This window comes from Natrinema thermotolerans, from assembly GCF_031165565.1.
Classification (GTDB): Archaea; Halobacteriota; Halobacteria; order Halobacteriales; family Natrialbaceae; genus Natrinema; species Natrinema thermotolerans.
Map to the genome: position 1 here is coordinate 1,311,591 of NZ_CP101873.1, position 25,827 is coordinate 1,337,417.

Below are 25,827 nucleotides of genomic sequence, written 5' to 3' on the forward strand. Positions count from 1 at the left end.
AAGCGCGAACTGCAGCGTATGCATTGTGCTTTAAGTTCGAGCGACGGCGATGGGCGGGTATGCGCTATCTCACCGTTCTCGTTCGCCCGACGGAGAGCGGTGCGTTCCACCCGGTCGGGGAGGCGCTCTCGGCGGCCCCCTCGATCGGTCGGGAAGCCATCCATCAGGTCGAACGACTCGCCGACGGGACGGTGCTGTTGCTCGCGGAGGGGAGCGGCGATCGAGATCGGTACGCGGAGATCATGCGGGACTCGCCACACGTGGTCGATCACATGGTCTCCGGCGAGCGGACCGGGCGGTGGATGGCGGTGAGTCAGTTCGAGCCGACGGCTCCGATGCGCCGGCTCCTCGAACTCGAGCGCGACTCGGACATCGTCATCGAAATGCCGATCCGCATTACCGACGACGGCTCGCTCCGAGTCACCCATCTCGGAAGCGAGTCGGCCCTCCGGACCCTGTTCCGGGAGGTGATGTCGGAACTCCCGCTCACCTTCGAGGTCGTCAAGACGGGGACGTACGAACCCGACGAAAGAGCGTTCACGCGACTGCTAACGGCCCGCCAGCGGGAGGTCCTCGAGGCGGCAGTCGAGGTCGGCTACTACGCCGCACCGCGGCAGGCGACCCACGAGGACGTGGCGGCCGCCGTCGGGATCGCACCGGTGACCGCGGGCGAACATCTCCGCAAGATCGAGCAGCGAGTGTTCGAGGCGCTGGTCCGCTGATCGGGGCCGGGCCGCCCGCGAGACCGCGGCTATAACAGGAGTGCGACCACGGCGAGGATGATGAAAATCAGCACGAAGATCCGTGCGATCTCCATCGAGATGCCGGCGACCCCGCGGGCGCCGACGGCGGCGGCGACGATCGCGAGGACGAAGAAGATGATCGCCCAGTACAGGAACCCACCACCCGTCTGCAGCGGCACGTTCTGCAGCGGCATCGTGAACGAGAACATGCTCATCGCTCCCACGACTGCTCACATAAACCTCCGCGACCGTCCACGACCGTTCTGGGTCCTAAGCCGTGACTACAGGTCACGAGCGAAGACAGTCCGGACCGGGGGTTACGCGTCCCCGAAGAACGCGCGACAGAGCTTCGCCTCCGCCGTCCGCAGGTGTTCGTGGAACGTCGGCCGCGAAACGCCCATCGACTGGGCGAGTTCCTCGCCGGTCGTCGGCCGGGGCCACTCGAAGTAGCCGCCGAGATAGGCCCGCTGTAGGGCCCCGAACTGGCGGTCGGTCAACGCCTCCTCGAGCCGGGCGGCGAACTCCTGGCGGGTCTCGCCCTCGCGTTCGCGTTGCTGGAACGAACGGACGTCGGTGCCGGCGTAGCGGTCCTCTATGGCCTCGACGATCGAGCGGACGTTCGCCGAGCGGGGTATCTCGAGGGTGACCCGTGCCCGGCCGTCCTCGGCCTCGATCGCCTGCGTTCGGGCGCCCCGTTCCGAGAGCCAGCCGACGAGGCCGGAGTCGCCGGTCAGTTCGACCAGACACTCGTCGTCGTGTTCGACGACGACCCGGCAATCGACCCCCTCGAGGTCCGCGACTGCCGCGGTGAGATCCTCGCCGGTTGCACCGGCGACGGTAAACAGCGATGCCGTCTCGTCGCCGGTGCGATGAACTGACCGGCGGTACTCCAGCCGACAGTCAGCCGCCGACGAGAGTGCTGCCGGCGCGAACGACCGGTCGGCCAGCTCGAGTTCGACGGCGACGACGGCGTCGGTCGCGAGGACCCGGCTCGTTTCGCGGGCATTGACACCGCTTGCGATCGATCGGGCCAGCGCGGAGAGGATGACCGTCTCCCGCTCGTCGACGTCCCGGTCCCGGTCGGCCCGAACCGTCAACACGCCGTACTCGATGCCGTTGTACGACAGCGGCAGGGCGACACAGGTGCGGCCCTCGACCGTGCCGACGGTGGATTCGGTCGTCTCGAGGGTCTCGACGGCGGGATGGTCCGCCCCGGTCTCGAGCTGCTGGCGGTCCGCTCCGCTGCCCGCACTCGAGCGAACGTCGATCGTGCCGGTCGCGGGGTTCCGTTCCCCGATCCAGACCCCGTCGTAGCCGTCTTCGGCGGCGATCCGCTCACAGACTTCGCTCTCGAGCTCCGATCGATCCGTCGAGCCCGCCACGACCGCGGTCACGTCCTGGATCAGCCCCTCGACGCGATCGAGGATGTACTCGAGTTCCTCGGTCCGTTCCTCGAGTGCGAGTTCGGCCTCCTTGCGCGCGGTGACGTCGTTCTGGAAGCCGACGTAGTTGGTCACCGCGCCGTCCTCGTCGCGGACGGGCGCGATGGTCACCTCGTTCCAGAACTCGGTCCCATCTTTCCGGTAGTTTTTGAGTTCGACGGTCACCGGGTAGTCCTCCGCGACGGCCGCCGCCATCTCCGCGATGGCCGCCTCGCTGGAGTCTTCGCCCTGGAGGAACCGGCAGTTCCGACCGACCACCTCGTCGTACTCGTAGCCGGTCATCTCCTCGTAGGCCTCGTTGACGTACACCAGCGGGTTGTCCTCCATGTCGGGATCGGAGATGGTGATCCCGACCGGCGCCTCCTCGAGCGCGCGGTCCTTGACGAGTCGGTCCCGAGTGCCGGCCAGTGCCCCCTCGTCGTCGGCGCCGGTCGCCCCGCGGTCGAACGTGATCGTCGCGCCGTCGACCCCGCGGTGGATCCGCGCGCCCTGCCGATCGTCGTCGAAATCGACCCGGCGAACGGTGCCGACCGTCGTCTCGTCGATCGCCGTCGCGAGCCGGTCCCAGTAGCCCGGGAGTGCGGTCGCGGCGTCGCGGTCGGCCTCGCCGATCCCGAAGGCGTTGCGCGCGGCCTCGTTCGCGTACGTGATCGTTCCGTCAGCGACCGCCACGAGCGGATCGACGACGTGTTCGAGGGCACGTGCTGCGGCCGCGGGGTCGCCGACGTTGCCACGCCGGTCCGCATCCACATCGTCCATACCCCCGTGTACGGCCGGATCCCTAAGAACCGTTGTGATCGGAGGGTGCGTCGCCGCCGCGTCGCAGGCTAGGTTGTTAAATACTGCCACGGTGTAGTGTATCACATGTCAGCGTATCGATCGCCGTTCGAGCGGCTCCGGGAGAAGTTCGACGAGTCCGAGCTCCGGTGTCCGGAATGCGGCTACGTCGACGCCGAGGGCGGCTGGCGCGTGACCACGTCCGGCGACCGGGTCCGATACCAGTTCGTCTGTCCCACCTGCGACGCCGTCGAAACCCGGGAACTCCGCCTCGAGTGATCGCTCGCCGGGACTCGGGCGACCGCAGCCGTTCGCGAGCGGCGACGCCGACCGTCGTGCGCCCAGTTTCGGACGGAAACCCGCCTTTTTCCGCAGGAGCCGTCGGTAACGAGGAACTGAGACCGACTGGATGGCGCAGAATCGTCGGTTTCAGTCGTCGCGGCGTCGATCCGGCGGGCACTGCCGATCGCTTGCGGTCGGTCGCAGCCGACGCAGTCGAACGGGGGTCGTATGATCGCGATCGATCGGTTCCGGGCTCGAAAGGGCTGTTTTCCTCGGTCTAATCCCGTAACAGTCGACCGGTTTTAGCCGAGGATCGCTCCTACGTCGGTCCGTATGGTTTCACGACCACGAACACTCGGTGTCGCGTTCGTCGCCGTGCTGGTCGCGCTCTCGGGGGGTCCCGCCCTCGCAGGGGCAACCGCACCGGCCGCGAACGACGACGCCGGAGACATGAGCGACACGAGCGCAACGCTACAGAACGTCCAGGTCGGGACGCTGGAACTCGAGAACGTCACGGTTCGAAACGCCATGATCGAAGAACTCAGCGTCCAGCAGCTGGACGTCCAGAACAGCGAGGGGCTCCAAGACGCACTGAACGAGTCCGCGGACGACCAGTCCGCCGGAAACGACACCGCGGCCGGCAACGAGTCCGCGGGCGACGAGGTCACGATCTCGAACGTCGCGTTCGAGTCGCTCGCGCTCGAGAACGTCTCGATCGAGGACCTCGGCGGAACCGATGGCACAAACGCGACCGACAACGAGAGCGCCGCCGGCGAGAACGACTCCGCGGCCGGCATCGGGCAGGCGATCGACGAGGGGGCCACGAACGTCACGGTCGGAAACATGACGATCGAGTCGATGACCACCGAGCAACTGACCGTCGAGGACCTGACTGTCGAGGACGACGGCGGCGGCATCCTCTCGGGGATCTCCGACTTCATCGGCGGCCTGTTCGGCGGTGACGGCGACGGCGAGGCCAACGAGAGCGAGAACGCCAGCACGCAGGATATCGAGGAACTAACCGTCGAGGAGTTCGACGTCGACGAGATTACGGTCACCTCGATGACCGTCGGCAGCCTCGAGACACAGGCCGACGGGAACGAGACGGCGGGCAACGAGACCGGCGGAAACGAAACGACGGCGAACGAGACTGGAGAGAACGAAACCGCCGGCAACGAGACGGCTGGCAACGAAACGGAACCGACCGGTACCGACGACGAGATGGCGGGCGAGACGATCCCGTCGCTCGAGGCCGGATCAATGACGATCGACGACGTCGCCGCGAGCAGTGTCACCCTCGGTGAAACCGACGGATTACAGGCCGCCCTCGAGCAGCCACAGAGCGAGAACGGGACGGCCACAAACGAGAGCGGAAACGAGACAGCAGCCAACGAAACCGGGTGACGCGGGACGGCGGTTGCCCCGGTCCCCGTAGCCGCTCCGCGGCCTTTCGTCGCTGCTCTCCGGCCGACTATGCTTCGCCCGAGTCCCGGTCCGGCCCGAACAGTCGGTAGTACGAGAGTGCGAGGACGGTCCGACCGTCGCGGACCTCGCCGTCGGCCACCGCATCGGTCAGCGCCTCGAGCGACCGGGTTCGGACGCGAATGCTCTCGTTGTGATCGAGGCGCTGTTCGGCGGTCGGCCGACAGCCCCGGGCGACGAAGAGGTGCAATACGGCGTCGGCGATCCCGTTTGCCGGTTCGACGGTCACCAGCGGATCCAGCTCGTCGGCCTCGTGGCCGGTCTCCTCGGCGAGTTCGCGGCGCGCCGCCGCCTCGAGGTCGTCGTCCTCGGGTTCGGTGCCGCCGACGGGGAGCCCGTGGCTGACTCGGGAGACGGCCTGTCGCCACTCGTCGATACAGACGACGTCCCCGTCGGGGGTCAACGGGAGAATACAGACGCTGGCCGGCTCCGAGAGGTAGTCGAAGTCGGTTTCGGTCCCGTCGGGGAGTCGAACGGACTCGTTAACGACGTCGAACCCCGGACAGGAGTAGGCTACGCGACGGTCGCGGGTATCCCACTCGAGCGAATCGGTTGGCACAACGGCGGCTACGGCCGTCCGGGTCAAAAACGCCGCGTCGTGTCCGCGGTCGCGCTCGGGGTGCAGGCAAGCGCCGTTTGCGGCCGGTACCGATCCTACGCGGTCCGTTCCGGTTCGGTCGGCCGACGTACCCGCTCTATAACAAAGCCACAGCGAGGTGAACGTCGTCACTCAGAGGGTGATCCATGGACCAGCTAACTGGCTTCCAACGTGACCTGTTGTACGTGATCGCAGGGAAAGATCGGCCGTCCGGACAGGCCATTCTCGACGATATCAACGACTACATCGAGCAGCCGGTGACACACGGTCGGCTGTATCCGAACCTCGATACGCTCGTCGAGAAAGACCTCGTGGAAAAGGGGCAACTCGATCGCCGGACGAACTACTACGCGCTGACGCCCAAGGGCCGACGCGCACTGCAACGCCGTCAGGAGTGGGTCGACCAGTACGTCGACGTGTGACTTCTGACGCCGTGGCCGTTTTGACCCAGCCCGGGAGCCACGCCTCTCGTCGGTAGACCGATCGGCGGCCGCTGGGCGGCGATCACCGTGCGTCGTCGAGATCGACGACCGTCTCGAGATCCGCCGCGAGCCAGGCGTTGAGCTTCGCCTCGGTCGACCCGTCGCGTGGCACGAGCGTACAGCGATCGCATTCCGACTCGTAGCGGACCACGACGGCCTCGAACAGGGCCGCATCGGCGGGTCCGGCTCGGTCGTCGGTCGCGTCCTCGTTGCCAGTGCCCCCGTCGGTCCCGTCAGTAGCGCCGTCCATGGTGATCTCGGCGAGCGTCGTCGCCACCGGTAGTAGGGGCTGGGCGGTAAAAACGGCTACTAGTTGGAGTATAGAGGGGTCAGGTGAACTCGGTACCGTTCGAAAACGGCCTCGAGCGCGCCGGCCGTTCGCCAGCCTTCGACACGGCGACACCCCGGCGGCGGGCTCACTTCGACTCGAACGCGACCGTCTCGAGGTCGGCCTCGAGATCCCGCACGTGGTCGTTGAACGCGGTGACGAACGCGGGGACGTCGTCGACCAGTCGGCGAACTTCGGGGGCCGGCGGCGGCCCGTACTGCGAGAGGAGATAGATCCCGTCCTCGCCGCCGACGCGCAGATAGGAGACCGCGTCGCCGTCCCACTTCAGCTCCCAGCGGGTCCCGTCGATCGTCGTCGCGTAGGTGCCGTAGTCGCCGTCGTAGCGGTGGAGCTGGCCAGCCATCGCGGTACAGACCTCGCGGATCCGCTCGAGGGTTCGATCCCGCTGGGCGGCCAGCTCCGCGGTCGATTCGACCTCGGGGAACGTCTCCGGTACGTCCGCAAAGAGGTCCTCGAACGACCGGACGTACTCGTTGAAGGCCGCGACGAAGGCGTCGTAGTCGGTCATCGCCCGCTCGAGCGCGTCGGGCTCGGGCGGCTGCTTGCTCGAGACGGCGTAGATCTCCGACCCCGACTGGGGCTCGTATCGCAGGTACTGCACGTCGCCGGCCTCGTACTTGAGCGTCCAGCTGCCGGCGTCGGTGGTGAACGTCTTCTGTCCGTAGTCGCCGCCCTGTAAAACGGCCAACTCCCGTGCGATCCGGCCGGCGTGGGTCCGCACCCGGGTCGCCAGCTCGTCGCGCTGCCGGGCGATCTCGTCCGCCCCTTCGACGTCCGTCTCGAGTCCGTCGGTCATCACTCGATCGAGGGGCCGGGGGCCGGTAACGGTTTCGCCACGGGGTGTTGGCGGGACGGTGCGACGCGGGCGGATGAGTTACTCGCCCTCGGTGGTCGTGTTCTCGCTCTCGTTATCGCCGCCCGTTTCGTTGGTCGCGTTTTCGGTTTCATTACCGGCGGTTTCATTGGGGCCGTCGTCCGTACTCGGTTCCTCGTCCTCCTCGATGTCCTGACCGTTGCCCGTCCCCTCTTCGGCCTCGGTCTCACCGTCGCTCTCGTTGTCGCCGCCCGGCCCGCCACAGCCGGCCAGGAAGGCGCTCGAGGCCGCGACACCGGTCAGTCCCAGCACGCGTCGGCGAGTCGTCGACCGGTCGGTAGTCATACGGGACGAGTCGAGTGCGACCGGAATAAGCCGTCAGGCGGCACGTGCGTGGTCGTCGACGCACGCGGCCGCGGGAGGGGCCGATCACCGTCGCTGGGTCCGCGACGCCTCGTTCCCGGTCGAGGTAGGCACCACGCCCAAGAACAGGGCCGGTGAACCGGGGTCCATGGTCTCGATCCCCGAGGAGTTCCACGACCTGTTCGAGACGGAAACGTTCGCCCACGTCGCGACGCTGACCAGTGAGGGGCTGCCCCACGTCACGCCGGTCTGGATCGACTACGACGCGGCCGACGACCGCCTGCTGATCAACACCGAGCGGGGCCGCCAGAAGGAGCGCAACGTCCGGAACAACCCGGGCGTCGGCGTCAGCATGACCGATCCCGACGATCCCTACCGATTCCTCTCGGTAATCGGCGAGGTCGAGGAGATCACGACCGACGGCGCTCGAGCCCACATCGACGAACTGGCCCGGCGCTATCAGGACATCGACGAGTACCAGCCGACGATCGAAACCGAGCGCGTGATTTTGCGGATTCGGCCGGATCGGGTCCTGTGACCCGCCATGGGACGTCGCTCTCGAACGCCAGCGGCCGTCCCGCTGCGAGTCCCCGGTCGAAAATGTGAGCAGCGGAATAGCTATGTTCCTCAGTTTTTAAATATCCCGTATGACGGTGCCGGGAGCGATCGCCGACCCACAGTGGCGCGCGCCGATTATCGCGGGGCTCGCATCGGTTCCGGTCACGCTCGTTCTCCAGTGGCGGTCCGCCGGCAGCTACGTCTTCGTGCCCGTGCTTTTCGCTGGTCTGGTCGTCGGCTATCTGTTCGCCGAGCGACCGCCTTGGAGCCGCCGTGCCGGGATGCGAGCAGGTCTGGTTGGCGGACTCGCCCTGCTTGGGGGCGGGGTTCGGTTCGTCACGGACATCCCCGAGTATTCGTTCCCGATCGGTCTCTCGGTCCTCACGGGACTCTACACGGTCCTCGTCGTCGTCCTCTACATCGGCTACTTCGGGCTCGTCGGGGGCCTCGGAGGACTCGTCGGCGGCTGGCTGGCGAACAGGATCGGCGGGTCCCGATCGGAGCCCGTCGCGAGGTGACGCGCCACTCGGTCGCGGTCGACGGCGGCTCGAGTCTCGTTCTCTAGCCCCATGCAGGGCCGGTGATTAATGCCGACGGTGTGGACGGCCGCCTATGGCAACCACCGCGGCCCTGCTGGTCGACTGTCTCGAGGCGGAGGGCGTCGAACGGGTCTTCGGCGTGCCGGGCGAGGAGATCGAGGATCTGCTGTTCGCGCTGCGGGCGTCGTCGATCCGCTTTATTCCGACGCGTCACGAACAGGGCGCGGCGTTCATGGCCGACGTCCACGGCCGGCTGACCGGCGCGGCCGGCGTCTGTCTGTCGACGCTCGGCCCCGGCGCGACGAACCTGATGACCGGCGTCGCCGACGCCCAACTGGACAAGAGCCCCGTCGTCGCGATCACGGGTCAGGGCGGCCGCGAGCGGCTGCACAAGGAGAGCCACCAGGCGCTGGACGTCGTCGACGTCTTCGAGCCGATCGTCGAGTGGAACACCCAGATCGGGGAGCCCGAGATCGCCCCCGAGTCGGTACGCAAGGCGTTCAAACTCGCCGAGTACGAGAAGCCGGGCGCGACCCACCTCGAGTTTCCCGAAGACGTCGCGGCGACCGAGATCGACGCGGAGCCGATCGACCGTCGCGATCCGGTCCGGCGGCCGGATCCGGACGACGAGTCGGCCGCGCGGGCCGCCCAATTGATCGCCGACGCCGAGCGGCCGCTCCTGCTGGCGGGCAACGGCGCGGTCCGGACCCGCGCGTCGGAGCAGGTCCGGGCGGTCGTCGACCGCGTCGGACTCCCGGTCGTCGAGACCTACATGGGAAAGGGGGCGATCTCGGACCGCGTGCCGGCGTCGCTGATGACGCTCGATTCAGGCCCGGACGAGGAGGCCGCGCGGGCGATCGAGCGGGCCGACTGCGTCGTCGCCGTCGGCTACGACATCGCCGAACACGATCCACAGGGGTGGAATCCGGACCGCGAGAAGACCATTATCCACGTCGACTACGAGCCCGCGGAGGTCTACCGCCACTACAACCCCGACGTCGAGATCGTCGCCGACGTCGGCGCGGCGCTGTCGGCCATCGCCGACGACCTCTCCGCGGCGGCCTGTTCGCTGTGGTGTGACGACCTCCACGATCGGCTGCTCGAGGGCGTGACGGAGCCGCCGACCGACGGCGACCCGGTGACGGTGCGAAACGCCCTCCCGCTCCTACGCGAGGCGATGGCCGATTCCGACGTACTAGTCTCGGACGTGGGCAGTCACAAGATGGCCATCGCCCAGTCGTTCCCGACCTACGAGCCGAACACCTGCGTGATCTCGAACGGGCTGGCGAGCATGGGGATCGCCGTCCCGGGCGCGCTGGCGGCCGATCTGGCCGTCGATGCGAACGTCGTGGCGGGCACCGGCGACGGCGGGTTCCTGATGAACGCGGCCGAACTCGAGACCGCGACCAGACTGGACTGTGGCTTTACCACCGTCGTCTTCGACGACGAGGACTACGGGCTCATTTCGGAGAAACAGGAGGCCCACCGGGACGACCACACCGGGACCGAACTGACGACGCCGGACCTGGTGACCTTCGCCGAGAGCTTCGGGATCGAGGCCTACCGCCCCGACGGGTGGGACGAACTCGAGGCGGCGTTCGCCGGGGCCGTCCCGTCGGACGAACTGGCAGTGATCCAGGTCAGACTCGAGTGAGCGACGACGGGCCGCCGGCCGTCGACGGCAGGGGCGCGTCGGCTGGGGCGGACAGAAGCTACTTGATCGATCAGGCGTATCCGACGGTATGTTCACTCGGCAGCCGAGCGGCCGCATCTCGAAGCGGGCGGTGACGGACGGTGACGGTACGTGACCGACGCAGACGGGACCAACGTGGATCGGCGAACGGTACTCGGCGCGCTCGCCGGCGTCGGCGGGGCCGCCCTCGCCGGCTGTTCGGCGTTCGAACGGGAGAGCGACGCCGAGACCGAGCAACTGGACGACGATACGGCGCGGGAGTTGGCCGAGCGGTTCGCCCCGACGTTGTACTTCGACAGCCGGGAGCCGTGGTTCCCGACGGACCCTCGGCCCTACGAAAGCGAGCGCGACGGCGACACCGTCGTCGACGGCTTCGACGCGCTCGAGGGGTACCACGCCCGGGCGAGCGACGGGGAGCCGCCGAACCCGGCCGTCTTCTACCACGCCGTCGCGTACGAGGACTCGCCGCTGGCGGCCGTCCAGTTCTGGTCGTACTCGGCGTTCGACCAGTTCACGACCAACTTCCACTGGCACGACTGGGAGGTACTCCACGTCTTCGTCGACACCGAGACCGACGAGCCCCAACTGTACGTCGCCAGCTCCCACTCCAGAAAGGTCCCCAACAACGAGTTCCTGGATCCCGACCCCGACGCCGTCCCACGGGTCCTCTCGGAACTGGGCTCGCACTCGAGTACGCTCTCGGTCAACGACGTCCCGGATCGCTTCCAGCGGGTCGCCGTCGAGGACCTGCTGGCGGACATCACGAACACGGCAATCGAAGGCATCGAGGACCTCGCCGAGATCCCGCTGGCGTACGGGCTGCCCCGCGACGAGGGCTCGCGACTCCCCTACGTCGTTCCGGAGTACGAGGGCGCGCCGCTGTACGACCACGAGGACCTGCCGTCCGTCACCCGCGACTCGTTGATCGACGCGGCGGTGACGGTCCGCTCGTTCGACGCGCTGACATCGCCGCCGACCGATCTCCCGGCCCGCGAAACGGGGCTGGTCTTCGACCACCGCGAGCGCGCCGGCGACGCCGACGTCGCGTACGACCTCGTCCCGACCGCCGACCTCGAGCATATCACCGAGTTTTCGGGGCCGCAACTGAGCTTCGAGTTCGCCGTCCCCGACGCTGTCGAGGACGCCGTCGCCGGCCACATCACGGCGACCGGTACCCCGTGGAGCCAGCCCCGCTACGAGAACCCGGCGGCGGACATCTCCGCGCCGAACCACCGAGAAGTGCTGGCCGACCGCTACGACGCCATCGGTGACCCTGCACCGATAAACACCGTCGTCAGCGAGATCACGGCGGCGGTGACGGCCGACGACGCGCCGACCGACGAGGGGCTGACGACGACCGCGACGGGGGTCGAATCGGTCGTCCTGCTCGAGAGCGACCCCGAAGCCGTACCGACCTTCGGCGGCGTGGCCGTCGTGCGGGACGTGCCGGCCGGCGACCACCGGCTGACGGTCAACGGGGCCGGGACGGCACCCCACAGCGAGCGCGTCACCGTGGCCGACGGCGGGGCGACGACGGCGGCCGGCGTCGACGGCGAGATCCCGCTGGTCGCCCGCGAGCGCGCGACGAGACTCGAGGTCGGCGGCGAGGAGGGCGACGGCGAACTCGCCGCAGTGGCCCTCGAGGACGACTTCGCCGGGCGGCTCTACGAGTCGGCGGTCGAGGGCGGCGACGCGGTCTACGTCCACGACGGCGGGGCCTACACGACCGAGGTCCGGGACGCCGACGACGAGATCGGTGCCTATCGAATCAACCCCGATCCCGTCACCGAGGAACCGGTCCGAATCGACCGCCCCGAGACCGGCACGGCATCGTTGGCGTCGTTCGTCGCGGAAATCGCCGCGGAGACGCGGGCGGCGGTCGCCGCGGTCGAACCCGAGGGCGATACGGACGACAACGGTTCGTCGAACCCCGTTACCGGCCTCGAGCGCGCCCTCGCGGCCGTCGCCGACGCCGCCAGCCGGGCCGCCGAACGAGCGCGCGCTGGCGATCGCGGAAACGCGGACGAGCAACTCGAGGCCGTCCGGGACCGACTCGAGCGGGTCGGGGAGCGTCTCGCCGCAGCGGAGGAAGACATGCCCGCGTCGCTCTCGCGAGCGACCGAGAAGCGTCTCGAACAGGCCGATCGGCGCGCCGAACAGGCCCGGGCGTCCGAGACGCTGTGAGGGCGGTCGTCGCCGACAGCGTCCAGTGCGGATGTCGTTGTGCGTAGCGATCGCGATGATCGCGACGCAATCGACCCGCTGGACGGGGTCGAGCGGGTACTCGACCGCGAAGGTTTTCCGTTTGGGTGTCGTTAACAATAAACAGAGATGGGGTCGGGTCCGTGACGAAATCCGACGACGAGCGGGAGAAAGCCGCTGGTATCTGCCGGCGCTGCGGGGAACTGTTTACGGTGTGGGAATCCTGCGACGGGACCGTCCGGCCAGTGAGTCCCCATAATGCCTGTTCGTGTACGGACCCGTCGCTGCGGGTCATCGACGGGGGCGAGGTCTTCGAGGACGAGGACGCGGACTCGGACGAAAACGGAACGGCACATCCCGGAGTGTGACCGCCTCGAGCGCTTGCCCGTGCTTCCGATGGAGGCGGAACTCACCCCGGAGCTGAACGGGCGGTGCTATCGATCGACTCCGTTCTTTGGTGCGAGGTGTCGGGCCGTCATCGTTGGACGATGACCAACCTGCGGCCAACAAGGCTATTTAAGAACGGCACAACGTCACGAACGGCGAGGCACGATTCAGTCGTTTCCCGACGGAATCCGCCGACTCCGAGACAGACGGCACCTCGCCGATGAGATCGTTCGCCGCCACTGGCCACAGTGCGACGATCTCGGATCCATCCGATCGATTTCCCATCATCGGAGGGGGTTCCAACGCCGGCTTCCGTCGGCGTTTCTCGAGACCACTGCTCCGTCCGAACGCTGATCATTGTCTTCCACCTATGTGCGGTTACGGCCACCCGAAAGCCGTCGCTGTGAAGAGTGAAGTGCGGGAACGGTAGTGGGCCGGCGCGAATTCGAATCGCGGTTACGGCCACCCGAAGGCCGAAGGATACCAAGCTACCCCACCGGCCCGCAATCGAAACGTACCCGGCCGGGCGTTTAACGCTTGCGAAAGCCGCCGTCGGACCGCCCGAGGGGAGTCGGTCCCCGCGAGCCTCAGCACCGCTCGTAGCCGTTGGTGTCCAGATAGTGGTGCGCGACGGTGATCGCCTGATCGGCGTGCAGGAGTTCCGGCCCCAGCCGAAGCCGCTGCTCCGCGTACGCCTCGAGCAGCGCCGCTTCGTCGGCGGTGAAATCCCGATGGTCCGACAGCACGAAGATCCCGTCGGCGAGCGTCGTGGGGTCGACGTCGACGACGGCGTCGCCCTCCTCGTGGAGTTGGATCACCGGACCGTCGTCGGCGATTTCCTCGAGGGTCCCCTCGAACCCGCGCCGGTACAGCTCGACCCCGGGGCTGGGCTCGGCCGGGAGGGCACCGATGGCGTCCTCGCGATGCTCGAGGGCGTTGCGGACCAGCGCGGCGGTACTGCGTTCGTCAGGATTGAGCCGCTGTAGCTCGCGTCCGTCGAAGGTAATGGTGAGTTCGTCCTGTGCGACCAGGTGGACGCGGACGGCCTCCCGGATGCCGTGGGAGGTAACGAACGCGGCGGTGATCGACCGACAGAGCGCGTCGAGGCGACCGGCCCCGCCCGCGAGGTCGTCCAGCGAGAAGTCGGGCTCGGTTGGGATGTCGTGACCGAGCAACACGAACTGGCGCATACCGGTGCAACGAGGACGAACGGAATAGCTGCCACGGTTCCGGATCGGCGGTTCGGCCCGACAACTGTGAAACGATCGATAACATATATCATGGTGATTCTCTAGATTGGGAATATGTCACGCTCGGACGACGAGTTACCGATCACGGACGGTGGTGCGTCGGTTCGAATGCAGTACGAAGAGCCGACGGCGATCGTCGACACCGTCGTACGGGGCGTCGAAGCCGTCGATGAACCGCCGGCTCCCGACCGGCCACTCTACGACTGGATCGAACCGGAGGCGATGGTCGACCTGTTCGCCCACGCCGCGGCGAAAGGCGGCGACGTGCGCCTCGAGTTCGCGGTCGGGGACTGTAGGGTCGTCGTCACGAGCGCGGGGACGGTCGCGGTCCGCAACGATCCGGTCCGCATCTGCCCGACGGAGTGAGCCGTCGTAAACGGGCCTACGCGGTCACCCACCGCTCGAGCGGGGCGGTCACGAGCCCCAGTCCCGGCATGCCGTCGCGATACCAGACGACGGCCCCGACGGCGAACAGGCCGAACTGGACCCACTCGAAGGCCCCGAGTTCGTAGTAGCTGAGGATGGCATCGAGGATGCCGGCGACCGGCTCCTCCGGTGGCGGCTCGAGGACCGGCCACAGGAGATAGGTCGCGCCGGAAAAGTCACCGCCAAACACCGCCGGCGGAACGTCGGCCAGCAGGTGCGAGCCATAGCCCACGAGAAAGCCGACGCCGAGCGGGCGACGCCGCAGTCGCGTCGCGACGGCCAGCACCGCCACCACGAGGGCGGCGAGGGCGAACACCGAGTGTGAGAGGGTCCGCCCGCCGGGCAAGATTCCGACGTTCCACGCGAGGGGTTTGTCGATCAGGTCCGGCGTCTGTGAGCCGACGGCGAGGGCGATCGCCGGCAGGGCACGCGGCGGGCGGCCGAACCGGCGGTGAACGACGGCGGTATACAGCAGGTAGGCGACGGCGAGGTGTCCCCAGGGCCACATCCAGAGAGGCTACTCCGGAAACCGGCATAGGCGCTTCGACTCGCCGCCGTCGGGCTGCATAGGCATGGCCAACCGATTTCCCCGTCTCGAGTATGGAGTGCGTATATGGCGAAATCAGAGTCGTCGCAGTCCGGCGGTAGTCGGCGGTTGCTCGCGATCCTCGAGGGGCGGCCCTGCCCGGACTGCGCCGACGGCGAACTCGAGCGGGACAGCTACAAGGACAAGCGAGCGGTCGTCTGCGACAGCTGTGGCACGCCGCGGGCGCAGGTCTGGACCGGCTAGCGCTCGAGGGACCGGGCGGGACCCGCTCACCGCGACCGCGAGCCGGAGTAGTCGTGGCCGATGACGAGCGCGAGTGCGTGAACCGCGATGAGCCCGAGAAACATCGTGAGCCGGCCGAACGAGTCGATCCCCGCGACGATGACGGGGACGTAGACGATCGGAAGCAAGGCCCCGAGCCAGAAGCCCGCCGCGGTAACGGAGCGGTGCAGCGGCATCGGTACGATCAGCGCATCGCCTCGAGGTCGACGAATCCCTCTCCGTGGGCGGTGATCCAGGTCGTCGTCAACACGCTCCCGCTGGCGTGGCGCGGGAAGATGGCACACTCGTTGGGTGCATCATCGTTTTCGATGGTGACGTGTTCGAGTTCGACTGGCGGTTCCTCGCTGTCAGTGCGGTGGACATCGGCGTCGGTCATGCGGGATCAGGCGACGGGTACGCGCGCCGAGAGTTCCTATCCGGTCCCCTACTATTGTTATCGAGTGGGTAACGCCTCGAACGCGGACGATAGCGTTCGGTTCCGTCGGGTTCAGACGGTTCACTACCCCGGAACCGACCGCAACGAGGGCCGACGTGTACGACGCCGCTATGGCACGGGTTCCGGACAGTCATCGCCGTCTCAACGCAATAAGGGATCGTTTCCGCCGATCGCGTGCCGTCGAACGGCCGCCGGGACGCCGCGACTCCGACGGCCGGGCCTACGCCGAGGCGGGCTCCGGCCGGGCGTCGAGCGTGAGTCGCGTCGTCTCGGATCGCCCGTTCCGGCGGAACCGGATATCGAGCGCCTCGCCGGGACTGGTCTCGAGCGCGAGGTACGTCGAGAGGGCGTGGCGGTCGGGGATCGGCGTCCCGTCGAACGCGCGGATCACGTCGCCGCCGACGGGGATGGCCTCGCCGCGGCGCTCGACGGTCCCCGAGGCCGGCTCGAGAACGCCGTCGGCCGCCGAACCGTCGACGACGTCGGTGACGAGGACGCCGCTGGCCTCGTCGAGGTCGTTCGCCTCGGCGACGAGCCGGTCGACGGATCTGAGCCCGATCCCCATGTACGAGTGGTCGTAGGAGCCGTCGGCGAGCAGCGACGGGACCACGCGCTCGGTGAGCGCGGCCGAGATGGCGAAGCCGATGTTGTCGCCGCCGCCGGAGTTGACGACGCCGACGACCTCGCCGTCGAGGTTCGCGAGCGGGCCGCCGCTGTTGCCGGGGTTGACCGCGGCGTCGGTCTGGACGACGTTCGGGAAGGAGAACTGCCGCTGCGGGACGTCGAGCGTCCGATCGACGCCGCTGACGATCCCCGCGGACATCGACCCCTCGAGGCCGTAGGGGTTGCCGACCGCGGCCACCTGCTGGCCGACGACCGGTCGGTCGTCGGTCAGCGACAGCGGCGTCGCCGAGTCGGGAACGTAATCGACCTCGAGGACGGCCAGATCGCTGTGGTAGTCGCTGCCGACGAGCGTGGTGCCGGCCCAGTCGCCGGTGACGTACTGGAGGTCCGCGGCCTCGGCACCGGCGACGACGTGGTGGTTGGTGACGACGTGGTCCTCGTCGTAGAGAAAGCCCGAACCCTGGCCTCGCCCCCGTTCGCCCGTCGACGGGTTCTCGACGCCGAAGGCACGCACCTGTGTCACCGATTCGATGATCTCGTTGTAGAGGTCGGTAAACGCCGAGCCGTCGGCGAGGTTCCCGCGGTTGTCGAACGAGGAGTCGCCCTCGATCGAACTGTCGGCTCGGGGTTCGGCACAGCCGGCGACCGCGGCGACCCCCGCGCTCGCGGCCGCGAGAAAGGAGCGGCGGTCCAGTCGGGAATCGTTCATGTCGTGACCTTGGACCCGAACCATTTGAACGCCGTGGCTAGCGCTCGGCGCGTTCGAGGGGTGCCGGCGGTCGTCACCGAACCGGACGGCATCCGTCGTCGACGCCGCGGTCGGCCCCGCGAAGGGAAAACGTGTTACCCGCGGCTCCCCGAGTCCCGAGACATGATCACGGAAGACGCCCGTGCGCTGCTGTCGACGGGTGCCGTCTGCGACTCGTGTCTCGGACGGCCCTTCGCCGATCGCAGTTTCGGGCTGACCAACGCCGAACGCGGCCGGGCGCTGCGGACGACCGTCGCGCTGGCCGACGACGAGGACTTCGAGACGACCGCACCCGCGGACTGCTGGGTCTGTGAGGGGTACTGCGGCACGTTCGACGCCGTCGCCGAGACCATCGTCGACGCCCTCGAGGGAACCGCGTTCGCCACCTATCAGGTCGGGACCCGCGTCCCGCCGCTGGTCGAGGAGAACGAACGCCTGCTCCGGGAGGACGCCGGTCTCGAGCCCGACGTCGGCGAATCGATGAAACGCGAGATGAACCGCGAAGTCGGCCGGCGCGTCGGCGCGACGACCGAGACCGAGGTCGACTTCGACCGACCGGACGTCCTCGCGGTCGTCGATCTCGAGGGGTTCGACCCGCTCGAGGCCCTCGAGTCGGGGACCGTCACGAGCCACGCGGTCGATGTCCAGATCAACCCCGCGTTCGTCTACGGCCGCTACCGTAAGCTCGAGCGCGACATTCCCCAGACGGAGTGGCCGTGCCGGGAGTGTGGCGGTAGCGGGATCCAGCTCGGCGACGACGGCGAGGAGCCCTGTGACTACTGCGGCGGCTCCGGCTATCTGTACGACACCAGTGTCGAACAGGTCGTCCGGCCCCACGTCGTCGACGCCATGGACGGCGACGAAGGCACCTTCCACGGCGCGGGCCGCGAAGACGTCGACGCCCGCATGCTCGAGGAGGGCCGGCCGTTCGTCCTCGAGGTGAAACGACCCCGGGTGCGAGATCCCGACCCGGCCGAACTCGAGGCCGAGATCAACGAGGCCGCCGACGGCGCGGTCGAGGTCGCGGGCCTGCGGCTGGCGACCTACGAAATGGTCGAGCGCGTCAAGGAACACGACGCGAGCAAGCACTACCGTGCCGACGTCGAGTTCGCCGAGTCGGTCGACGAGGACGCCTTCGAGACCGCCCTCGCGGAACTCGAGGGGACGACCGTCGAGCAGTACACGCCGGAGCGAGTCGACCACCGCCGGGCGGGGCTGACCCGCGAGCGGACCGTCTACGCCATCGACGGCGACCTGCGATCGCCCACCGAGGCCGAGGTCCGACTCCACGGCGAGGGCGGCCTCTACGTCAAGGAACTGATCAGCAGCGACGGCGGCCGGACCGAACCCAGCCTCGCGGGCCTGCTCGGAACCGACGCCGAGGTGACGGCGCTTGACGTGACCGGTGTCGAAGGAGAGAACGAGCCGTTCGAGCGCGAGGCGTACTTCCTGGACGAGCCGCGCGACGGCTCCGAGCCGGCGACGGGAGACGCCTGAGCCGCCGTCGGCCGCTCGGTCGAAACGGGCGGCTCACGCCCCGGCTACTGTTCCGGAGATCCGTCGACGGACGCCTCCTCGAGTTGTCGCTTGAGGAGCCGAAAGTCCGCCGCGCGTCGCTTGCCCACCAGAGCGGTCAGTTCCTCGTACGCGATCTCGTCGTCGTAGTAGGCGGCGGCGACCTCCCCTTCGAGCGGTCCCTCACGGGCGTTCTCGAGGTAGTCCCGAAGCGCGGCGACGAGCAGTTCGGACCGGCTCGTCCCGAGCGCGGTCGCGAGAACGTCGGCTCGCTCGAGGAGCCGATCGGGCGCGTCGACCTCGAGTCCCTCGCTGTCGGATTGCACGACGCGCCGGTTTCGAGGCCACGGACAAATATCGTGCGACACGCGACGCGGTGAATCGGGGACCGACAACACAACCGTTTAGCGCCCGGCGACGGATCAACGGCGTATGCCATTCGGCGTCGACGAGGCCGGCAAGGGCCCCGCGCTGGGATCGATGTTCGCCGCGGCCATCCACTGCGAGGACCCCGCCGTCCTTCCCGACGGCATCAGGGATTCGAAGCGGCTCTCGCCCGAGCGCCGCGAGGAACTGGCGGCGACACTGCGGGGCGACGACCGGATCGCGATCGGCGTCGCCGAGATCACGCCGGCGCGGATCGACGACCCCGAGACCGACATGAACTCGCTGGCGGTCGCGGCCCACGCGACGGCCATCGAGGGCGCGCTCGCGGACCGCGCTCGCGACGCGAGCGCGGACGAACAGTTCTCGGGGCTCTGTGACGCCTGTGACACCGACGCCGACCGGTTCGCCCGGCGGGTCGCCGACGCCTGCTCGCTCGAGGCCCTCACCGTCGATGCACGCCACGGTGCCGACGACGAATCGCCGCTGGTCGGCGCGGCCAGCATCGTCGCCAAAGTCGAACGGGATTCCCACGTCGCTGCGCTGGCCGACGAGTACGGCCCGGTCGGCAGCGGCTACCCGGGCGATTCGACGACCCGCGAGTTCCTCGCGGACTACGTCGACGAACACGGCAACCTCCCGCCGTTCGCGCGGGCGTCGTGGTCGACCTGCGAGGACGCGCTGGCCGCGGCCGAACAGACCGGGCTCGAGCAGTTCTGACCGACCCACGGTCCCTGTCGGAGTCCCTATAGTGGCCACAGTCGTACTGTCACCGTGATCGAAATGCGCGTTCGAACGCTCGGCTACGCCGCGGCGGCAGGTCTCGCAACGTTTCTCGTCGTCTTCGTCGCTGTGTCGGAACTCCTGCTCCCGTACCTCGAGTTCTCGGTACTCGTCGGACTGCCGGCCGGAATCGGGGCCGGCGTCCTGATCGCAGCCGTCGTTCTCGTCCAGTTCGGTCGAAACGCGGACGGCACGCCCCAACCGCTCGCGCTGGGCCTCGGGACGTTCGGCGTCACCTTCCTCACCGTCTTGGTCGTCGCGCTCGTCTTGCTCCGGGCGGGCGTGATCGGTTCGATCGTGAGCGCGACCGGCATCGGTATCGTTGGGGGACTCGTCGTCGGGATTCGGGCTCGACGCGAGAAACCGCCGACTGGATAGCGCGATACGCGACGAGTATGGAACGGGTTCGTCTCGGTGACAGCCGACTCGAGCGACGCCACGAGAGGATCAAACTCCCCGCGATCAACTGCGCCAGACCGCGTAGACGTAGCAGCCGACGCCGAGAAAGACCAGCAGCGAGGAGAGCGTATCGGCGGCGCTCGAGTCCGTGAGGAGGGCCACGACATTCAACAGGCCGCCGGCGACGAGGCTGCCCGCGCCCAGGGTCAGCACCGGTTCCGACCGCGACCGCTGCCCGTATAGCATTGCTCCCACCGCGATCGCGATGATTCCGAAGCCGAATTCCGTGAGCGTCACCGCTCGCGGGTCGTTCGTGGCCGTCGCGTAGGCGAAGACGGCGAAGTAGCTCAGAATCATGGCGGTGACCGCTCGAGAGCGAGCCGGTGAGCCGGCAGTCAGATCCATAGCCGGTCGACGGACTCCCGGCCCTTAGCCTTCGAGGGTTTCGGCCCACTCGAGACCCAGCCCCTCGTGGACGACGAACTCGAGGGCGTTGATGAAGTAGTGGGCGACGACGACGACCAGCAGGCTGCCGGTGACGATGTAGACAGCCGCAAGGCCGAATCCGAGCAGGCCGGTGACGACGATGCCGACCGAACCCTGCATCCCGTGCCCGAGAGCGAAGGCGATCGAGGAGCCGACCGCGAGGAGCCACGGCGAGACGCCGTAGCCGGCCGCCGGGACGCCGATCAGCGCCGCCCGGAAAAGCAGTTCCTCGAAGCCGGCGATGATCGGCAACACGCCGACCAGCAGGACGAGCCAGCCCGTCGCCGAATCCGGCGAAAGCAGTTCCCGCAACGCCTCGTCGTGATCGAACCCGAACCGGGTCGCCCCCGCCGCGGCGAGTTCGTTCCCGACGTAGAAGCCGAACCCGGCGATCGTCCCCAGAAGCAGGCCGGACTCGAGGTACGGGACGGTGAACTCGATGCCCAGCGCCGATGCCGGGATCGCCGTATAGACCGCCGCGCCGAGTAAGAGGAGCGCGAACAGCCCCTGGGAGAACGCGACGTTGGCGAGGACCATCCCCGTCGAGAGCGAGTCCGGATCGACCCCGCGATCCGCCGGGCGGTCCGCATCGAGAGCGGACGCAGCCGGGTCGCTCGAGTCGGTGTTCGTGTCCCCATCAGGCTCGGTACCGGCATCGGTGGCGCTCGGCGGCGTCGCCGATCGCTCTACCGGGCGCTCACCGTCGCTCGAGGCGTGGGTCGCCGACCCGGGCCGGCCGTGAGCGTCGGGTGGCCGCGACCCGTCGTCGTCCGATGACGGCTCGCGGAAGGCGTCGGTAGACGGCGGCGACTCGCCGGCCGATGCGTCGCTTCTCGCTGTCGCCGGTCCGTCAGTGACGTCGTCGGCTCCGTCGGTAAACGCCGACTGCGTGAGGTGGGATAAAACGAGCAGCAACGTCAGGACGACGCCCGTGAGACCGAGGAACGTCGCCCACTGAGGCATCTACTGCGGGCTCGGGTTCGACCCGCCGGCGGAGCCGACGGTGCCCTGATCGAACGCGGTACCGGTAATCGACTTGAGTCGATCGACCAGCGAGTCCTTCTTGGGTTCGCCCATCAGGGCGACGTCGAGAACTTCGCTGATGTTCGAGCAGGGGATGATCTCGATCATGTCCTCGTACTCGTCTTCGATCATCACGTCCTGTTCGTTCGCCTGGGGAATGATGACCTTGGTACAGCCGGCCTTGGCGGCGGCCTCGATCTTGTGGGTGACCCCACCGACCGGCAACACGTCGCCACGGACCGACAGCGAGCCGGTCATCGCGACCGACTGATCGACCGGAATGTTCTCGAGCGCGGAGATGACGGCGGTCGCCACGGTGATCGAGGCGGAGTCGCCGTCGACACCCTGTTGGCCGGCCTGAACGAACTGGATGTGGATGTCCTTCTCGGAGAGGTCGACGTCGGAGAACTTCTTGATGATCGCGGAGACGTTCTGGACCGACTCCTCGGCCATCTCCTGCAGCTTCCCGGTGGCGATGACCTGTCCACCGCCCTGTGCGGGGGCGATCTCGGCCATGACCGGAAGCATGATGCCCGAGTCTTCGCCCATGACCGCGAGGCCGTTGACACGGCCCTCGACGCCGCCTTCGTTGACCTGCAGTTCGTAGTCCTTGCGGCGCTCGATGTAGTCGTCGGCGAGCTGTTGCTCGATCGACCGGGAGCGCTGCTTGGCCTGCAAGACGTCCTCGCGGGTGGTTCGGTCCCGATCCTCGGCACGGGCGATGTCGCCGGCGACGCGGACCAGGCCACCGAGGCTCCGGAAGTGCAGCGTGAGGTGGTTCTTGCGGCCCGATCGACGCTTGGCCTCGAGGATGAGTTCCTCGACGGCGTCGTCGGTGAAGTGAGGGAGACGCCCGTCGCGTTCGACCTCCTGAGCGATGAAGCGGGCGTACTTGCGCCGCATTTCGGGGGTGTCCTCGATGGTGTCGTCCATGTAGACCTCGTAGCCGTACCCCTTGATCCGGTTGCGCAGCGCGGGGTGCATGTTCTCCATGGCGTCGAGGTTCCCGGCGGCGACCATGATGAAGTCACAGGGGACGGGTTCGGTCTGGACCATCGCGCCCGAGGAGCGCTCGGACTGGCCCGTGATGGCGAACTCGCCCTCCTGGATCGCCGTCATCAGCTTCTGCTGGGTGCGGATGTCGAGCGTGTTGATCTCGTCGACGAACAGCACGCCCTTGTTGGACTTGTGGATCGCGCCGGGCTCGACGCGGTCGTGGCTCGGCGTCTCCATGCCGCCGGACTGGAAGGGGTCGTGGCGGACGTCGCCCAGCAAGGCGCCGGCGTGGGCACCCGTCGCGTCCTCGAACGGCGCCACGCGCTGATCGCCGTTGTTGACGATCATGTTGGGGACCATCGCGTCCGAGCCCCGAGAGGTGTAGCGGAAGATCAGCCAGATGATCCCGGCTGCGAGGATACCAAGCAGGATCGGACCCGTGAGGATCGCGTACCCGATGACGATCGCGATGATGATCCACATCAGGATCGACCGCATCTGGTTGCGCTTGCGGGCTTCCTCCTTGTGGGCGTCGATGATCTGCTCGCCTTTCCCAGCAGGAACGGTTCGGACTTTCGGCTCGTTACCGTCGTCCGGGTTGTGGTAGACTAAGACGTCTTGAAGATCTTCCTTCGGGAGCAGTTGGCTCATCGCCTTGGCCAGCATCGACTTGCCGGTCCCCGGGGAACCGATCATCATGACGTGGCGGCGCTGCTTGGCCGCCTTGATGATGATATCGCGTGCTTCGTCCTGGCCGATGACCTGATCGACGAGCCGATCCGGGACCTCGATGTCCTCGGTCGAATCGATCTTCAGTCCACCGAGAAGGTCGTCCTCGGCGATCTCCTCGTCGACCTCGACGCCGGGATCGACCTCGACCGTACTGCCGAGGTCCTCGACCGTCTCGAGGTCGTCGTCCTCGTCGGACGACGGGTCGAACCCGTCGATCGGCTCATCGAGGTCGTCGCCTCGGTCGCCCTCGTCCTCGAGCGGCGGCCGGTCTCCCTGACGCTCGGGGGGCTGCTCGCGCCCGTCCTCGTCGGGAGCAGCGTCCGAAGCGTCTTCGGGAGGATCGTCAACGTTCGTATCGTTACTCATAGAACTCTGTTCGGTATCTGTTTCGAAGGGATTGCGACTGATATACTTTCTCCATGCGGAGGATGGTGTCAGTTGCTGATACCGGCGGGAACAGCGCCCGACGTGGCTAATCAGGGAGCGACCGTCCCTGTTTTAATTCGGTACATATTCAACGAATGTATCGCTCAGTGATCGGTCAGCGTGACCGGCACGGGACGAGCGGGAGGCGACGGGGCGCTGTCGGTCAGTGTCCCGCGTTCGAGACGACTCGCCACGCTTAAGCGCCGTGCCCGAGCAGTTCCCGGCATGACTCGGGGGTTCTACATCGGTCGGTTCCAGCCGTTTCACAACGGCCATCTGAACATGGTCAAGCAGATCGCCGAAGACGTCGACGAACTCGTCCTCGGGATCGGGAGCGCCGACGACTCACACACCGTACGCAACCCGTTTACCGCGGGCGAACGCATCATGATGATCACGAAGTCGCTGGTCGAGTACGATCTGGTCACCTACGCCGTCCCGATCGAGGACTTAGAACGGAACTCGGTGTGGGTGAGCCACGTCCAGAGCATGAGCCCCGACTTCGACGTCGCCTACTCGAACAATCCGCTGGTCATCCAACTCTTCCGGGAAGCCGGCATCGAGATCCGCCAGTCCCCGATGTTCAACCGCGACGTCTTGGAGGGGTCGGAGGTCCGCGAACGGATGATCACTGACGGCGACTGGCAGTCGCTCGTGCCCGACGCCGTCGTCGAGGTCGTCGAGGAGATGGACGGTATCGAACGGATTCAGATGGTCAGCGATTCGGACTCGAACGGGGACTGATTTGGCCTCGAAAGTCGTAACCGAGCCCATGATCACGCTCGCGTCCGACTTCGGCTCGCCCTATCCCGCGGCGATGAAGGGCGTGCTGTTGCAACGCACCGATTCCCGGCTGGTCGACGTCGCACACGATTTCCCCCGACAGGACGTCCGTACGGCCGCCTTCTGGCTCCGAGAAGTACTGCCCTATTTTCCGCCGGCGACCCACCTGGTCGTCGTCGACCCCGGCGTCGGAACCGACCGCGACGCGATCGTTCTCCGTGCGGGCGATCACACGTTCGTCGGCCCCGACAACGGCGTCTTGGTCCCCGCGGCGACCCGACTCGCCGGATCCGAGAACCCCGAGTGCTACACCGTCGACGAGGCGGCGCTCGAGCCGGTCGAACCGACTGTCCCCGTCGAGTCGATCGACGGTGAGAGCCCACAGCGACCGCCGGGTGGCCGGAGCAACACGTTCCACGGTCGGGACGTCTTCGCGCCCGCGGCCGCCGCCGTCCACGAGACCGATCCGGCGGCGCTGGACTCGCTCGAGTGGCTCGAACCGACGGCGATCGACGTCGAACTGACGTTGCCGACGCCGACGCTCGAAGACGGCCGAGCGGTCGGCGAGGTACTGGTGGTCGACGGCTTCGGGAACGCGATTACGAACGTCCCGGGCACCTATCTCGCGGACCGAGCGCGGATCGTCGCGAACGGCGACTCGGTCCCGATCGGCGACACGTTCGCCGCGGTGCCGGCGGGTGAGCGACTCGCGACCGTCGGGAGCCACGGCTACGTCGAACTCGACGTCAACCGCGGCCGCGGCGACGACGCGTTCGGCCTCGCACCGGGCGATCGGGTGGTCCTCGAGCCCGAAGGCGGCGAGGAAGCGGAGTAGTCAGTCATCGGCCGGCCGCGACCGCTGTCGCGCCGGATCGATCACGACCTCGCCGTCGGCATACACCGTCACGGCACACTCCGAGAACGTAAACGACACCGAACCGTCGCCGATCCGGGGCTCGTCGCCCCGCCAGTGGACGAACAGGGCGTTGAGTGCGTCCGGATCGATACACTCCGAAAGCGCCTCGAGATCGTCGGGCTCGACGCCGAGGACCGACGAGACGGTCATGAGCAGGGCCGTACTCACCGGTTCATAGGCGCGGTCGTCACACCACGTGTGGTAGGTCCCGCGGTCCTCGTCGTAGTAGACCGTCCGACCGTCAGTGTCACCGATCGGCGTCAGGGTGTCTCGCGGAGCGGTTCCGGACATACTAGACCTAGATGGTGTTTGTTAACACTTAACAGTAATGGCCATAATCGACCGGGACCGGCAGCAAGC

General features: G+C 67.7%; 32 protein-coding genes and 1 tRNA gene. 16 read left to right on the top strand and 17 right to left on the bottom strand.

Annotated elements, in window-relative coordinates; all coding sequences use genetic code 11:
- Positions 1-59: 59 nt before the first annotated feature.
- Positions 60-722: a helix-turn-helix domain-containing protein gene (locus NP511_RS06715; protein ID WP_006650179.1), complete on the top strand. Its 663-nt coding sequence runs from the start codon at positions 60-62 to the stop codon at positions 720-722.
- Between the two features lie 29 nt (positions 723-751).
- Here the strand turns inward: NP511_RS06715 and NP511_RS06720 are convergent, their stop codons facing one another.
- Together NP511_RS06720 and NP511_RS06725 are read right to left on the bottom strand one after the other, a co-directional pair.
- Complete coding sequence (locus NP511_RS06720) at positions 752-952, bottom strand: DUF1328 family protein (RefSeq protein WP_006650178.1); 201 nt, start codon at positions 950-952, stop codon at positions 752-754.
- 108 nt (positions 953-1,060) lie between these two features.
- Complete coding sequence (locus NP511_RS06725; protein ID WP_049964915.1) at positions 1,061-2,944, bottom strand: bacterio-opsin activator domain-containing protein; 1,884 nt, start codon at positions 2,942-2,944, stop codon at positions 1,061-1,063.
- Between the two features lie 105 nt (positions 2,945-3,049).
- On the opposite strand from NP511_RS06725, the gene NP511_RS06730 reads away from it, so the two are divergent.
- Positions 3,050-3,241: an HVO_0649 family zinc finger protein gene (locus tag NP511_RS06730; RefSeq protein ID WP_049964916.1), complete on the top strand. Its 192-nt coding sequence runs from the start codon at positions 3,050-3,052 to the stop codon at positions 3,239-3,241.
- A 336-nt stretch (positions 3,242-3,577) separates the two neighbouring features.
- Positions 3,578-4,648 (top strand): hypothetical protein, encoded by a 1,071-nt coding sequence (locus NP511_RS06735; RefSeq protein WP_049964917.1) that lies wholly within the window; start codon positions 3,578-3,580, stop codon positions 4,646-4,648.
- 67 nt (positions 4,649-4,715) lie between these two features.
- Here the strand turns inward: NP511_RS06735 and NP511_RS06740 are convergent, their stop codons facing one another.
- Positions 4,716-5,285, bottom strand: a complete 570-nt coding sequence (locus NP511_RS06740) for an NUDIX hydrolase (protein WP_049964918.1) — start codon at positions 5,283-5,285, stop codon at positions 4,716-4,718.
- Between the two features lie 185 nt (positions 5,286-5,470).
- Between NP511_RS06740 and NP511_RS06745 the strand changes: the two genes are divergently transcribed.
- Positions 5,471-5,746, top strand: coding sequence for a PadR family transcriptional regulator (locus NP511_RS06745; RefSeq protein WP_006181375.1), 276 nt, complete (start codon positions 5,471-5,473; stop codon positions 5,744-5,746).
- Positions 5,747-5,828: 82 nt separating this feature from the next.
- Here NP511_RS06745 and NP511_RS06750 read toward each other — a convergent pair whose 3' ends face one another.
- From NP511_RS06750 to NP511_RS06760, 3 genes are all read right to left on the bottom strand, one after another.
- Complete coding sequence (locus tag NP511_RS06750) at positions 5,829-6,083, bottom strand: DUF7511 domain-containing protein (protein ID WP_006650172.1); 255 nt, start codon at positions 6,081-6,083, stop codon at positions 5,829-5,831.
- 139 nt (positions 6,084-6,222) lie between these two features.
- Positions 6,223-6,951 carry a profilin-fold protein gene (locus NP511_RS06755; protein ID WP_049964919.1) on the bottom strand — a complete coding sequence of 243 codons (729 nt, stop codon included), beginning with the start codon at positions 6,949-6,951 and terminating at the stop codon, positions 6,223-6,225.
- A 78-nt stretch (positions 6,952-7,029) separates the two neighbouring features.
- Positions 7,030-7,314 carry a hypothetical protein gene (locus NP511_RS06760; RefSeq protein WP_049964920.1) on the bottom strand — a complete coding sequence of 95 codons (285 nt, stop codon included), beginning with the start codon at positions 7,312-7,314 and terminating at the stop codon, positions 7,030-7,032.
- 166 nt (positions 7,315-7,480) lie between these two features.
- Here NP511_RS06760 and NP511_RS06765 point away from each other — a divergent pair, with 166 nt between their 5' ends.
- From NP511_RS06765 to NP511_RS06785, 5 genes are all read left to right on the top strand, one after another.
- Complete coding sequence (locus NP511_RS06765; protein WP_049964921.1) at positions 7,481-7,870, top strand: PPOX class F420-dependent oxidoreductase; 390 nt, start codon at positions 7,481-7,483, stop codon at positions 7,868-7,870.
- Between the two features lie 109 nt (positions 7,871-7,979).
- Positions 7,980-8,408 (top strand): DUF5518 domain-containing protein, encoded by a 429-nt coding sequence (locus NP511_RS06770; RefSeq protein WP_049964922.1) that lies wholly within the window; start codon positions 7,980-7,982, stop codon positions 8,406-8,408.
- A gap of 94 nt (positions 8,409-8,502) precedes the next feature.
- Positions 8,503-10,083 (top strand): acetolactate synthase large subunit, encoded by a 1,581-nt coding sequence (locus NP511_RS06775; protein WP_049964923.1) that lies wholly within the window; start codon positions 8,503-8,505, stop codon positions 10,081-10,083.
- Between the two features lie 150 nt (positions 10,084-10,233).
- Positions 10,234-12,306, top strand: coding sequence for a hypothetical protein (locus tag NP511_RS06780; protein WP_049964924.1), 2,073 nt, complete (start codon positions 10,234-10,236; stop codon positions 12,304-12,306).
- A gap of 161 nt (positions 12,307-12,467) precedes the next feature.
- Positions 12,468-12,692 (top strand): hypothetical protein, encoded by a 225-nt coding sequence (locus tag NP511_RS06785; RefSeq protein ID WP_006650166.1) that lies wholly within the window; start codon positions 12,468-12,470, stop codon positions 12,690-12,692.
- 449 nt (positions 12,693-13,141) lie between these two features.
- On the opposite strand, the gene NP511_RS06790 is transcribed toward NP511_RS06785, so the two are convergent.
- Positions 13,142-13,214: transfer RNA gene (locus NP511_RS06790), tRNA-Pro, on the bottom strand.
- Between the two features lie 84 nt (positions 13,215-13,298).
- The gene (gene trmY, locus NP511_RS06795; protein WP_049964925.1) at positions 13,299-13,901 is read right to left on the bottom strand and encodes a tRNA (pseudouridine(54)-N(1))-methyltransferase TrmY; all 603 of its coding nucleotides are present in this window, start codon (positions 13,899-13,901) and stop codon (positions 13,299-13,301) included.
- Positions 13,902-14,015: 114 nt separating this feature from the next.
- Here trmY and NP511_RS06800 point away from each other — a divergent pair, with 114 nt between their 5' ends.
- Entirely contained in the window at positions 14,016-14,327 is a 312-nt protein-coding gene (locus NP511_RS06800; protein ID WP_049964926.1) for a HalOD1 output domain-containing protein, read from the top strand.
- A gap of 16 nt (positions 14,328-14,343) precedes the next feature.
- On the opposite strand, the gene NP511_RS06805 is transcribed toward NP511_RS06800, so the two are convergent.
- A complete protein-coding gene (locus tag NP511_RS06805; protein WP_006650163.1) occupies positions 14,344-14,895 on the bottom strand; it encodes a metal-dependent hydrolase in 552 nt (183 codons plus the stop codon).
- Positions 14,896-15,000: 105 nt separating this feature from the next.
- On the opposite strand from NP511_RS06805, the gene NP511_RS06810 reads away from it, so the two are divergent.
- Entirely contained in the window at positions 15,001-15,177 is a 177-nt protein-coding gene (locus tag NP511_RS06810) for an HVO_A0556 family zinc finger protein (protein WP_006181385.1), read from the top strand.
- Between the two features lie 26 nt (positions 15,178-15,203).
- Here the strand turns inward: NP511_RS06810 and NP511_RS06815 are convergent, their stop codons facing one another.
- The 3 genes from NP511_RS06815 to NP511_RS06825 all read right to left on the bottom strand — a co-directional run bounded on the left by NP511_RS06815 (position 15,204) and on the right by NP511_RS06825 (position 16,985).
- Entirely contained in the window at positions 15,204-15,392 is a 189-nt protein-coding gene (locus tag NP511_RS06815) for a DUF8028 family protein (protein ID WP_006181386.1), read from the bottom strand.
- Positions 15,393-15,400: 8 nt separating this feature from the next.
- Complete coding sequence (locus NP511_RS06820) at positions 15,401-15,592, bottom strand: DUF7511 domain-containing protein (protein ID WP_006181387.1); 192 nt, start codon at positions 15,590-15,592, stop codon at positions 15,401-15,403.
- 280 nt (positions 15,593-15,872) lie between these two features.
- Entirely contained in the window at positions 15,873-16,985 is a 1,113-nt protein-coding gene (locus tag NP511_RS06825) for a S1C family serine protease (protein WP_049964956.1), read from the bottom strand.
- A 162-nt stretch (positions 16,986-17,147) separates the two neighbouring features.
- Here NP511_RS06825 and NP511_RS06830 point away from each other — a divergent pair, with 162 nt between their 5' ends.
- Complete coding sequence (locus NP511_RS06830; protein ID WP_049964957.1) at positions 17,148-18,521, top strand: tRNA pseudouridine(54/55) synthase Pus10; 1,374 nt, start codon at positions 17,148-17,150, stop codon at positions 18,519-18,521.
- Positions 18,522-18,565: 44 nt separating this feature from the next.
- On the opposite strand, the gene NP511_RS06835 is transcribed toward NP511_RS06830, so the two are convergent.
- On the bottom strand, positions 18,566-18,865 hold the full coding sequence (locus tag NP511_RS06835; RefSeq protein ID WP_006650160.1) for a ribbon-helix-helix domain-containing protein: 300 nt from the start codon (positions 18,863-18,865) through the stop codon (positions 18,566-18,568).
- A 106-nt stretch (positions 18,866-18,971) separates the two neighbouring features.
- On the opposite strand from NP511_RS06835, the gene rnhB reads away from it, so the two are divergent.
- Together rnhB and NP511_RS06845 are read left to right on the top strand one after the other, a co-directional pair.
- Entirely contained in the window at positions 18,972-19,643 is a 672-nt protein-coding gene (rnhB, locus tag NP511_RS06840; RefSeq protein ID WP_049964927.1) for a ribonuclease HII, read from the top strand.
- A gap of 63 nt (positions 19,644-19,706) precedes the next feature.
- Complete coding sequence (locus NP511_RS06845; RefSeq protein WP_006650158.1) at positions 19,707-20,084, top strand: DUF8147 domain-containing protein; 378 nt, start codon at positions 19,707-19,709, stop codon at positions 20,082-20,084.
- Between the two features lie 84 nt (positions 20,085-20,168).
- Here NP511_RS06845 and NP511_RS06850 read toward each other — a convergent pair whose 3' ends face one another.
- From NP511_RS06850 to lonB, 3 genes are read right to left on the bottom strand one after another with little or no spacing between them, the layout of a single operon-like run.
- Positions 20,169-20,510: a hypothetical protein gene (locus NP511_RS06850; RefSeq protein WP_049964928.1), complete on the bottom strand. Its 342-nt coding sequence runs from the start codon at positions 20,508-20,510 to the stop codon at positions 20,169-20,171.
- Positions 20,511-20,534: 24 nt separating this feature from the next.
- Positions 20,535-21,554 (bottom strand): CPBP family intramembrane glutamic endopeptidase, encoded by a 1,020-nt coding sequence (locus NP511_RS06855; RefSeq protein WP_049964929.1) that lies wholly within the window; start codon positions 21,552-21,554, stop codon positions 20,535-20,537.
- Positions 21,555-23,708, bottom strand: a complete 2,154-nt coding sequence (gene lonB, locus NP511_RS06860; protein WP_049964930.1) for an ATP-dependent protease LonB — start codon at positions 23,706-23,708, stop codon at positions 21,555-21,557. It abuts the gene before it with no gap.
- A gap of 285 nt (positions 23,709-23,993) precedes the next feature.
- Here lonB and NP511_RS06865 point away from each other — a divergent pair, with 285 nt between their 5' ends.
- Positions 23,994-24,512 (top strand): nicotinamide-nucleotide adenylyltransferase, encoded by a 519-nt coding sequence (locus tag NP511_RS06865; RefSeq protein WP_006650155.1) that lies wholly within the window; start codon positions 23,994-23,996, stop codon positions 24,510-24,512.
- A gap of 28 nt (positions 24,513-24,540) precedes the next feature.
- Entirely contained in the window at positions 24,541-25,386 is an 846-nt protein-coding gene (locus NP511_RS06870) for an SAM hydrolase/SAM-dependent halogenase family protein (RefSeq protein ID WP_049964931.1), read from the top strand.
- On the opposite strand, the gene NP511_RS06875 is transcribed toward NP511_RS06870, so the two are convergent.
- Positions 25,387-25,758 carry a HalOD1 output domain-containing protein gene (locus NP511_RS06875; RefSeq protein WP_049964932.1) on the bottom strand — a complete coding sequence of 124 codons (372 nt, stop codon included), beginning with the start codon at positions 25,756-25,758 and terminating at the stop codon, positions 25,387-25,389.
- Positions 25,759-25,827 lie beyond the last annotated feature (69 nt).

Coding starts and splice junctions, on each gene's coding strand:
- NP511_RS06770 (WP_049964922.1), top strand. CDS start 7,980: ATGACGGTGCCGGGAGCGATCGCCGACCCACAGTGGCGCGCGCCGATT.
- NP511_RS06845 (WP_006650158.1), top strand. CDS start 19,707: ATGCGCGTTCGAACGCTCGGCTACGCCGCGGCGGCAGGTCTCGCAACG.
- NP511_RS06820 (WP_006181387.1), bottom strand. CDS start 15,592: ATGACCGACGCCGATGTCCACCGCACTGACAGCGAGGAACCGCCAGTC.
- NP511_RS06865 (WP_006650155.1), top strand. CDS start 23,994: ATGACTCGGGGGTTCTACATCGGTCGGTTCCAGCCGTTTCACAACGGC.
- NP511_RS06715 (WP_006650179.1), top strand. CDS start 60: ATGCGCTATCTCACCGTTCTCGTTCGCCCGACGGAGAGCGGTGCGTTC.
- NP511_RS06815 (WP_006181386.1), bottom strand. CDS start 15,392: ATGCCGCTGCACCGCTCCGTTACCGCGGCGGGCTTCTGGCTCGGGGCC.
- NP511_RS06755 (WP_049964919.1), bottom strand. CDS start 6,951: ATGACCGACGGACTCGAGACGGACGTCGAAGGGGCGGACGAGATCGCC.
- NP511_RS06855 (WP_049964929.1), bottom strand. CDS start 21,554: ATGCCTCAGTGGGCGACGTTCCTCGGTCTCACGGGCGTCGTCCTGACG.
- NP511_RS06870 (WP_049964931.1), top strand. CDS start 24,541: ATGATCACGCTCGCGTCCGACTTCGGCTCGCCCTATCCCGCGGCGATG.
- NP511_RS06830 (WP_049964957.1), top strand. CDS start 17,148: ATGATCACGGAAGACGCCCGTGCGCTGCTGTCGACGGGTGCCGTCTGC.
- NP511_RS06875 (WP_049964932.1), bottom strand. CDS start 25,758: ATGTCCGGAACCGCTCCGCGAGACACCCTGACGCCGATCGGTGACACT.
- NP511_RS06730 (WP_049964916.1), top strand. CDS start 3,050: ATGTCAGCGTATCGATCGCCGTTCGAGCGGCTCCGGGAGAAGTTCGAC.
- NP511_RS06825 (WP_049964956.1), bottom strand. CDS start 16,985: ATGAACGATTCCCGACTGGACCGCCGCTCCTTTCTCGCGGCCGCGAGC.
- NP511_RS06760 (WP_049964920.1), bottom strand. CDS start 7,314: ATGACTACCGACCGGTCGACGACTCGCCGACGCGTGCTGGGACTGACC.
- NP511_RS06735 (WP_049964917.1), top strand. CDS start 3,578: ATGGTTTCACGACCACGAACACTCGGTGTCGCGTTCGTCGCCGTGCTG.
- NP511_RS06720 (WP_006650178.1), bottom strand. CDS start 952: ATGTTCTCGTTCACGATGCCGCTGCAGAACGTGCCGCTGCAGACGGGT.
- rnhB (WP_049964927.1), top strand. CDS start 18,972: ATGCCATTCGGCGTCGACGAGGCCGGCAAGGGCCCCGCGCTGGGATCG.
- NP511_RS06850 (WP_049964928.1), bottom strand. CDS start 20,510: ATGGATCTGACTGCCGGCTCACCGGCTCGCTCTCGAGCGGTCACCGCC.
- lonB (WP_049964930.1), bottom strand. CDS start 23,708: ATGAGTAACGATACGAACGTTGACGATCCTCCCGAAGACGCTTCGGAC.
- NP511_RS06775 (WP_049964923.1), top strand. CDS start 8,503: ATGGCAACCACCGCGGCCCTGCTGGTCGACTGTCTCGAGGCGGAGGGC.
- NP511_RS06765 (WP_049964921.1), top strand. CDS start 7,481: ATGGTCTCGATCCCCGAGGAGTTCCACGACCTGTTCGAGACGGAAACG.
- NP511_RS06745 (WP_006181375.1), top strand. CDS start 5,471: ATGGACCAGCTAACTGGCTTCCAACGTGACCTGTTGTACGTGATCGCA.
- NP511_RS06800 (WP_049964926.1), top strand. CDS start 14,016: ATGTCACGCTCGGACGACGAGTTACCGATCACGGACGGTGGTGCGTCG.
- NP511_RS06810 (WP_006181385.1), top strand. CDS start 15,001: ATGGCGAAATCAGAGTCGTCGCAGTCCGGCGGTAGTCGGCGGTTGCTC.
- NP511_RS06805 (WP_006650163.1), bottom strand. CDS start 14,895: ATGTGGCCCTGGGGACACCTCGCCGTCGCCTACCTGCTGTATACCGCC.
- NP511_RS06725 (WP_049964915.1), bottom strand. CDS start 2,944: ATGGACGATGTGGATGCGGACCGGCGTGGCAACGTCGGCGACCCCGCG.
- trmY (WP_049964925.1), bottom strand. CDS start 13,901: ATGCGCCAGTTCGTGTTGCTCGGTCACGACATCCCAACCGAGCCCGAC.